Origin of the sequence: Cyanobacterium stanieri LEGE 03274 (genome assembly GCF_015207825.1) — a bacterium.
GTDB lineage: Bacteria > Cyanobacteriota > Cyanobacteriia > Cyanobacteriales > Cyanobacteriaceae > Cyanobacterium > Cyanobacterium stanieri_B.
The window spans coordinates 1-6,957 of sequence record NZ_JADEWC010000050.1 but is presented as its reverse complement, the minus strand read 5'-3'; the positions used below and the strand labels follow the sequence as shown (position 1 = coordinate 6,957).

The 6,957-nt window shown below is 37.3% G+C and carries 7 protein-coding genes and 1 pseudogene; 1 reads left to right on the top strand and 7 read right to left on the bottom strand.

Annotated features, from left to right (window positions below):
• Together IQ215_RS13990 and IQ215_RS13985 are read right to left on the bottom strand one after the other, a co-directional pair.
• A pseudogene (locus IQ215_RS13990) lies at positions 1 to 229 on the bottom strand (ATP-dependent helicase); the annotation flags it as partial.
• Between the two features lie 21 nt (positions 230 to 250).
• Positions 251 to 1,378 carry a glycosyltransferase family 4 protein gene (locus tag IQ215_RS13985; RefSeq protein WP_193802022.1) on the bottom strand — a complete coding sequence of 376 codons (1,128 nt, stop codon included), beginning with the start codon at positions 1,376 to 1,378 and terminating at the stop codon, positions 251 to 253.
• Positions 1,379 to 1,625: 247 nt separating this feature from the next.
• Between IQ215_RS13985 and IQ215_RS13980 the strand changes: the two genes are divergently transcribed.
• Positions 1,626 to 2,678 (top strand): YgfZ/GcvT domain-containing protein, encoded by a 1,053-nt coding sequence (locus IQ215_RS13980; protein WP_193802021.1) that lies wholly within the window; start codon positions 1,626 to 1,628, stop codon positions 2,676 to 2,678.
• 64 nt (positions 2,679 to 2,742) lie between these two features.
• On the opposite strand, the gene IQ215_RS13975 is transcribed toward IQ215_RS13980, so the two are convergent.
• The 5 genes from IQ215_RS13975 to IQ215_RS13955 all read right to left on the bottom strand — a co-directional run.
• Entirely contained in the window at positions 2,743 to 2,907 is a 165-nt protein-coding gene (locus IQ215_RS13975; RefSeq protein WP_193802020.1) for a hypothetical protein, read from the bottom strand.
• Between the two features lie 102 nt (positions 2,908 to 3,009).
• Positions 3,010 to 3,909: an amino acid ABC transporter substrate-binding protein gene (locus tag IQ215_RS13970; protein ID WP_193802019.1), complete on the bottom strand. Its 900-nt coding sequence runs from the start codon at positions 3,907 to 3,909 to the stop codon at positions 3,010 to 3,012.
• Between the two features lie 120 nt (positions 3,910 to 4,029).
• Positions 4,030 to 4,770, bottom strand: a complete 741-nt coding sequence (locus tag IQ215_RS13965; RefSeq protein WP_193802018.1) for a DUF3747 domain-containing protein — start codon at positions 4,768 to 4,770, stop codon at positions 4,030 to 4,032.
• A gap of 98 nt (positions 4,771 to 4,868) precedes the next feature.
• Positions 4,869 to 5,927 carry an adenosine deaminase gene (locus IQ215_RS13960; protein ID WP_193802017.1) on the bottom strand — a complete coding sequence of 353 codons (1,059 nt, stop codon included), beginning with the start codon at positions 5,925 to 5,927 and terminating at the stop codon, positions 4,869 to 4,871.
• A 138-nt stretch (positions 5,928 to 6,065) separates the two neighbouring features.
• On the bottom strand, positions 6,066 to 6,957 hold an 892-nt coding region (locus IQ215_RS13955), incomplete at its 5' end, for a zinc-binding dehydrogenase (protein ID WP_193802016.1).

Below are 6,957 nucleotides of genomic sequence, written 5' to 3'. Positions count from 1 at the left end.
GGGGAAGGTTGGGGTTTATTTCAAGGGTGGTAAATTCTTTGGCATCGTCGATGAAGTTGATGTTATTTTTTTCGAGGGTTTCTACGAGGGGGCGATATTGATGGGCAGGGATGCGAAATTTTTCTACCCTATCATCCCAAGTGGCAAAATCTATCCATGCTTTTCCTTTTGGGGGCGGATGTAGTATTAATGTTCCTCTATCGTAGGTTAGTAGGGGCGATCGCCTCATAATAATTTAGGTTATAGTTATTTAGTTATGTAAAGTATCTTCGTATAATTTCATGGTTTTTTGTACCATGATGTCACTGGCAAAATGGTTTTGATACCTTTGATAACTATTTTGGGCAAATTTTTCTCGCAAGGAAGGGTTTTCAATTAGTTTGATTAAACTATCTGCGATTTGTTGTGGGTTGCGAGGTTCGACAATAAATCCGTTTATGTTATCATACACCTGCTCGGGAATACCTCCTACGTTAGTACCAATGACGGGTTTTGCCAATGACATGGCTTCTACACAGGCTAAACTAGCAGCTTCTTGTAAGGATGGTAATACAAATATATCGTATAAGGACATGAGGTTGGGTAAGTCACTGATATAACCTGCGAAAATAGTTTGATGGGCTATTTTTAATTGTTGGGCTTCTTTTTTTAAGGATTCTTCTAGTTTTCCTGTTCCTGCAATGACTAATTTCAGGTTATGATTAATTTGCTTATTCTTTAATAATAAATGTTGATTGACGAGGGCAAATCCTTGTAATAAATAAGTTAATCCTTTTACTTCGTCAAGACGGGCGGCTGTGCCTATGATAATTTCTTTTTCTTTATTGAGATTAAATTTATGAAGATATTCTAAGGATATATCTGGATTTAATTGAGCTTGTTTGACACCATTATAAATTAATTTTATTTTATCATTTTTAAGTCCTAAATCCGTTAAGATATTAAATTCTGCTTGACAGACACTGATAACGTTGTCAGCTAATAAATTACTCAGAAAACAACTTGATTGATAACTCAATTTGGCATTATAACCATGGTAGCCATGGACTGTGAAAATGATGGGTGTTTTTTTTAAGTTTAGTCGTGCAGGAAGCATTAATTCATGGGCTCCATGAATGTGAATTAAGTCAATTTTCTTTTGTTTATCTATTTTTCTGATGGCTGTAAATAGTTCCCAAAATCCTTTGATAAAGTTATAATCCCATCGGGTAAATTTTTGTTTTTCAATGGGTAGTTTTGCAAAGACTGAGTTACTCTCTCCATCGGGGGCTAGGAGAGATATTTGATATTTATTAACTAATTTTTCTATTAAACTAAAAGCCTGTTTTTCCGTACCTCCTAAGCTAAGGTAAGGAAGAATAAATAGTATATGTTTCAAGTTATTTTGTCCAAGCAAATTTTAATGATATTTTTTTTGTTTTTTCAATGTTTTAAGTTTTAGCTAAGATTATTTATTATTGAAAATTGTTTTTTATGGAATTAAAATTCATAGTTATTATACATCATTATTGATTTTAATCTGTGGTTTTAAAGTATAAATAAAAACTTTTACTTATATTATATTAAACTAATTTATATTCTCTTTGGTTGTTATAATAAGTATAGATTAATTCTTTATCATACATATGACAAGTTTACAGGATTTGCAAAAAGCTCAAGGGGCAATTTTTTTGCCTTCCCACAATACCCCCTCTAGTTTTAATAATAATTCCATGGTTTTCAATCAAGAATTGGATATAGTGGCACTTTGCGATCGCACCGATGTTGGTATAATTAAAGTATCAGGGGAAGATCGACTTTCATTTATTCATAATCAAACCACAAATAAGATTCAATCCCTAAAAAGTGGAGAAGGGGCGATGAGTGTTTTTGTCAATTCTACAGGTAGAACTATAGATTTAGTAACAGTTATAGTACAAGAAGAAGAATTATTAATATTAACATCACCGCAACAAAATAAACCTTTAATGGAGTGGATGGATAGATATATTTTTCCCTTCGATAAGGTAAAATTAGAAGACTTAACTGGTAAATATGCCATTTTTAACCTCATGGGGGAAAAAAGCCCCGAAATTTTGGCACAATGGGTAACAGAATCTCAACTTAACGCCCCAGAATACCATCATTTTCCAATGAATATAGATAATGTTAAATCAACATTGGTTGTGGGTAGTGGTTTAAAAATCAAAGGCTATACCCTCATCATTCCCCAAGAAAAAGCCTCCACTGTCTGGGAAAAAATAACCAGTAAAAATGTTACCCCCATTGGTAATCAAGAGTATGAAACCTTGAGAATTTTACAGGGAAAACCCACCCCTAACCATGAATTAACCACGGATTATAATCCCCTAGAAGCTGGGTTATGGGATACTATTTCTTTCGATAAAGGTTGTTATATTGGGCAAGAAACCATTGCTAGGCTAAATACCTATAAAGGAGTTAAACAAAGATTATGGGGCATCAAATTTCCTTCTTCCGTAGATTTGAGCGAAAATGATGTCATAACCTTAGATGGACAAAAAATAGGTACTATCACTAGCCATTGTGATACCTCGGAAGGAATATTTACCCTGGGTTATATTCGCACCAAGGCAGGGGGTGAGGGTTTAAAAGTTACGGTGAATGATGTGGAAGGGGAAGTAGTATCGTTACCCTTTGTACATCATCCAGAGGGATAATTGAGAATAAAACTGTTATCTTCCCATCACTCTAAGGCGTTAATATCCAGCGCACCTTAAAATATTATCTATATTGGTTAAAATGTGCCTTATTTCTTGTTTCTACGGGGATAGGCACTAAAGCATAATCAGGGTGCTGGGATTGCATAAATCCTTGAACAGTATCTCCATAAGTTAAATATACTGTCGTAAGGGCGATCGCCATTAATAATAACATTAAAATTGCCATACTTTTCAAGCTCCTTTGCTTGACTACATCTTTTATATTAACTTGTGTAACAAAAAAAGACAAGTGCTTGACAAAATACTAATCGCATGATATGGAGACTAATTAATATCTGCCCTCAATCCGAATCCACTCATAACCATTAACAATACCCTGAAAATAATCCGCCATGGTTTCAATGGGATAAGGAGTAACCCCATTAACTCCAAACCAACGGGAATAAAGATTCTGATATTCAGGCACTCCCACCACAACCCCTTGCATATACTTAACCAAACTATAATTAACCACATTACGCCACTCAGACTCATTCTGAGGTAAAGTACAAGCATAGGATTCAATCATGTAGGGAAATTCTGGCACAATTTCATAACTATCAGAATCAGTAACTTGAGCCTTAAGCGCCTGTAACAAAATACCATCCCCTGCAAAACCAACCACCTTATCTTCTTGCACCATTTTCCAGCCCTCCTCCTCACTTTCCACGAAGATAAATTCAGCATCGGGGGCAAACTCACGAATAGCCGTTTCATTAGTGGTATTAGGAATTACAGCAATTTTAGCCCCTGCAAGGGATTGCGCATTAGCCCAATTACTACCTTTATTAACAATCATTTGAGTGCCACTAGCAAAATAACTAGCAGAAAAATCTACATAATTATTTCTTTCCCAAGTAATAGTAGTCGAGCCACATTCAATATCAATAATCCCATCTGTGATTTGTTCAAAGCGATTATTTGGAGTAATTTCAATGAATTCTAATTCTACGGGTTTTCCTAACCTTGTTTCGGTTTCTTCCCTAATTAATTCTAATAACTCAATGGCATACCCCACAGGCTTTCCATCATCATCCACAAAGGCAAAAGGCACAGTATCAGAGCGATAACCTGCCCTAATAACCCCTGTTTCCTGAATTTGTTCCATAATATCTCCTGCCCACGCCCAAGGAGTCATAGCGGAAAAAATTGATAGAGATAAACCGAAGGAAAAAATTTTTTTGAACATTTTTTAGGATGATTTAATATTAAAAAAGCTACTGTTAAATCAGCATACATCAACGGGATACTGATAAAACAATAGCAAAAAACATTAAAAATAGGTTATGAAAAAAAATCTACTAGCCCATTAACGACTAAAACGAGATTGCATAGAGTAGCGGTGACGGGAATTAATTTGGGCTTGGGGTTGAGTGGTTGGATTGCTCATGGATTGATTATCCTGGGTGGGAGCGATAATATCTCTGATTTGCCCTTCAGTGGGGGTTTGATTCATCTCATCAGGCTCATTCATATTATTATTTTGCTCCATAATTTCTTCTTGGGGGGCCGTATAGCTAAAATAAACATGACCTAAAGGATTTCCTTGGTAGGTACGTCTGGTGAATTTCCAGCCTGGGTTAAGGTTAATTTTCATGGCTTGGTCATTATATTCTCCCACAGTACCCACATTAATGCGTTTATTTTCACGGATATTAATGCCCACAAGATGTAATTGCCCTTGTCGTCTGACAAGACTTAAAATGTAGTCTAGTCCTAAATCTTCTCCTTCATAACGGATGGAATAACCGTTGGCATCGGTGGCACGGCGACAATGGCCACTAAAGTCGAAGTTAATTAATAGTAAATCGACATTGATAGGATTAGAACCAAACTCACTCCAACAGGTATTCATGCCAGGAATTTGTTCAACAACAATTAAATTTAATCTATCTTCTTCCCCAAAAGGTTGGGCAACGGCGATAAAATTTTCTTGGTCAACTTCTACTTCGTCAAATATTCCTGCCTTGGCAGAATTTAGAGGAATCAAACCTAAAACGGAGGTTAAAGCAATGGTAGCGAGTTTTATGGGCAGTGATGATTTAAGCATAATTAATTAAAAATTTATCGGATCTAAATAATCTTTTCTCTATTCAAAGTTATCCTATTTGACTACATTTTGATCATCTTAGTTCCTGATTTTTGATCTTAGTTTTGAGAAAAGGTTTTTTCTTTATCAGTGGGAATGGAAGTGCGATCGCCCAATAACCCTACCAATAAAGCACTAGGAGGCTGAGTATAGGGCCAAGCAAAACCATGACGAAAAGAAGCATCTTGACAGGCTTGGAGTTGCTCAAAATCGATTATATCTTGAGTCAAAAGATTTTCATACTCAAAAGGAAGACGAACATTATGTAATCCCGCATTATCAGTACAAATGGCAATGTCAACCCCTGCATCAAAACAACGATCAAAAACAACCTTTAACTGTTTTAACTCCTCAAGAGTACCCGTTTTAATATAGGTAGTAGGGCATATTTCCAAACACTGATTAAGACTAGCAACCTCGGTTAAAAGTTCAGGATATTGTAAAGGAATTTGAATACCATGACCAATACGCATCAAATAAGGTAATAATTGTGGATAACAACCATGGGGAGTCTCAAATAAATGTCCTGTGGTTTTAATACCCCGACTACGGGCATATTGGTATAGTTTGACAAACTCATCTATTTTGTCTCCATAAAGTTTATCTCCCCCTGCCACATCGATCGCACATATTTGATGTTTATTATCGGCGGCTAAATCCACAATAGCCCGATTAATCTCATAAGATAAACGGGTGTGCATACACAAAATCTGGCTGGTGACAATGGGATATTCATTCACCTTTGATGCTTTATCTACCACTTCCACAATGGCTTTCATTTGCTCAATTCTCTCCCTCTGGGATAATGTTGGATTAGTGCGTAAATAGGGAGTGTAACGGATTTCTAGGTAGGCTAGATTCTCAAAAATATAAGCCCCCCGAATAAGCCGATAGATAAAATAGGGTAGGGTATCAATATTTTGGACACTTTCCACGAGGGTATGTAACTCCAAATACTCATCGAGGGTATTTCTTTCTCTGGTGTAAAACTCCTCAAACTCTTTATATTGAGGATATTTTTCAGCTAAATCTGGGTTATGACGTTGGAAATAACGCCAAAGAATACGGGGTACTACAGATCCCCCCAAATGACGATGTAAATCGGCATATAGTGCCATGATAAACTCCTTTTGTGATTAATTGGATGGGGATTTGCTCTTTATAATCTTTTAGTTTATTACATATTTTTGAGGGTGGTTTATTTTTTCTTTTCGATGCTCCCCGATTCCATAAACCTAGCACACAACGAATATCACCTAAAAAGTAACCACACTACGGATGGATTTGCCTTCGTGCATCAAATCAAAGGCCTTGTTAATTTCTTCTACGGGCATCACATGGGTGATTAAATCATCGATGTTAAGTTTTCCATCCATATACCAATCAACAATTTTAGGTACATCTGTACGTCCTCTAGCACCACCAAAAGCCGAACCTTTCCACACTCTTCCTGTCACCAGTTGAAATGGACGGGTGCTGATTTCTTGCCCTGCCCCTGCCACACCGATGATAACGGATACGCCCCAACCTTTATGGCAACATTCTAGGGCTTGACGCATTACTTTTGTATTACCGATACATTCAAAACTATAGTCAGCCCCTCCTTTAGTTAAATCTACGAGATAGGGTACTAAATCCCCTTCTACCTCCTTGGGGTTAACAAAGTGTGTCATGCCAAATTTTTGGGCGATCGCCCTTTTTTCGGGATTGAGATCTACTCCCACAATCATATCCGCCCCCACCATACGACAGGCTTGGATAACATTTAAACCGATACCCCCCAAGCCAAATACTACCACATTGGAACCAGGTTCAACCTTAGCGGTATTAATCACCGCCCCCACCCCCGTTGTCACCCCGCAACCGATGTAACATACCTTATCAAAAGGAGCATCAGGGCGAATTTTGGCCAGAGCAATTTCAGGGACGACAGTATAGTTAGCAAAGGTGGAAGTACCCATATAGTGGTGTAACTTTTTGCCATTGAGGGAGAATCGGCTAGTACCATCGGGCATCAAACCTTGTCCTTGGGTGATGCGAATGGCTTGACAAAGGTTGGTTTTGAAACTGAGACAATAATCACATTGCCGACACTCAGGCACATATAAAGGAATGACGTGATCCCCCGGTTTAAGGCTCGTCACACCC

Coding starts and splice junctions, on each gene's coding strand:
- IQ215_RS13965 (WP_193802018.1), bottom strand. CDS start 4,770: ATGCTTAAATCATCACTGCCCATAAAACTCGCTACCATTGCTTTAACC.
- IQ215_RS13960 (WP_193802017.1), bottom strand. CDS start 5,927: ATGGCACTATATGCCGATTTACATCGTCATTTGGGGGGATCTGTAGTA.
- IQ215_RS13980 (WP_193802021.1), top strand. CDS start 1,626: ATGACAAGTTTACAGGATTTGCAAAAAGCTCAAGGGGCAATTTTTTTG.
- IQ215_RS13970 (WP_193802019.1), bottom strand. CDS start 3,909: ATGTTCAAAAAAATTTTTTCCTTCGGTTTATCTCTATCAATTTTTTCC.
- IQ215_RS13975 (WP_193802020.1), bottom strand. CDS start 2,907: ATGGCAATTTTAATGTTATTATTAATGGCGATCGCCCTTACGACAGTA.